The following is a 1,113-nucleotide window of genomic DNA, read 5'->3' as shown; positions in this document are numbered from 1 at the left end:
GTGCTCTCCGCCGCCGTGCCCACCGCCGCCATCGCCGCCGTGTCCCCCGCCGCCGTGCGCACCAGCCCCGTCGCCGCCGTGTGCACCCCCGCCGTCGCCGCCGTGGAGCTTGTAGGGGTCGAGGGTGCCGCGGTGGGTGGGCAGGTCGTCGTCGAGCTTCTTCGACGGCGAGTCGCCGAGCGCGTCCGAGGGCTTGCCGTCCTCGCCGAGGGTGTAGGTCGTCGGCTTGCCGGTGCCGTCGTCGACGGTGACGACCGTCGGACCGTCCGCGCCGTCGGGCCGCTCGGCGGTGATCTTGAGGTCGCCGTCCTGGATGTGGATCTTGCCGTCCGGGCCGGGGCGGTAGCAGTCGTCGTCCGTCCCTTGTGGACCGTCGGCGGACTTCCCGTCGCCCGACCAGTCGAGCTTGAAGTCCTTCGGATCGCCGGGTCCGTCGCCGACCTTGATGTCCATCTTGCCGTCGTGGTCCGGCTCGGTCATCTCGAAGGTCTTGTCGCCCTGCTTGACCTTGAGGACGTCGGGGTCGTCGTCGCCCTTGGCGTCGGGCTTGCCGTCGCCGTCGGTATCGAGCCCGGTGTCGCCCGGCTCGGTCTTGATCGGGTCGCCGTCGAGGCCCTTGAGCGCGTCGGCCGCCTTGTTCCTGGCGTCTTCCGCCGCCTGCTCGGCCGCGGCCTTGCCGTCGTCGCCGCCCGTACCGGAACCGCCGCCGGCGCCGTCGTCGGTCTGGATGCCGGGACCGCTGAACTCCTTCAGCGCGTCCGCGGCCTTCTGCTTGGCCGCTTCGGCGGCCGCGTCCTGGCCGCTCGCGGACGGAGGCGGCGTCGACGACGGCGAAGTGTCGTCGGAACCCCCGCCCGAGCCCGAACCGCCACCGAGGCCCGCGCCGGACTCCGTCTGGATACCGGGACCGCTGAACTGCTTCAGCGCGTCTGCGGCCTTCTGCTTGGCTTCCTCCGCCGCCTGGGCCGCCTGCTGCTTGGCCGCCTCCGCCTGGGCCGCACCGTCGTCCTGGCCGCCGCCCGACGAGCCGGACCCGCCGCCCGAGGAACCGCCGCCCCCGGTGGACCCGTCCGGGATCGGCGGGATCGCACCGCCCGAGCCCCCGCCCGAACC

At 73.9% G+C, this 1,113-nt stretch carries 1 pseudogene; it reads right to left on the bottom strand.

What is annotated here, in order from left to right:
* Positions 1-1,113: pseudogene (locus G3I65_RS13495) on the bottom strand (hypothetical protein); the annotation flags it as partial.

The sequence above is a fragment of the Amycolatopsis sp. SID8362 genome (assembly GCF_010550475.1).
Classification (GTDB): domain Bacteria; phylum Actinomycetota; class Actinomycetes; order Mycobacteriales; family Pseudonocardiaceae; genus Amycolatopsis; species Amycolatopsis eburnea.
Note: the sequence above shows the minus strand (reverse complement) of the source record. Positions and strands in the feature narration are given on the sequence as shown.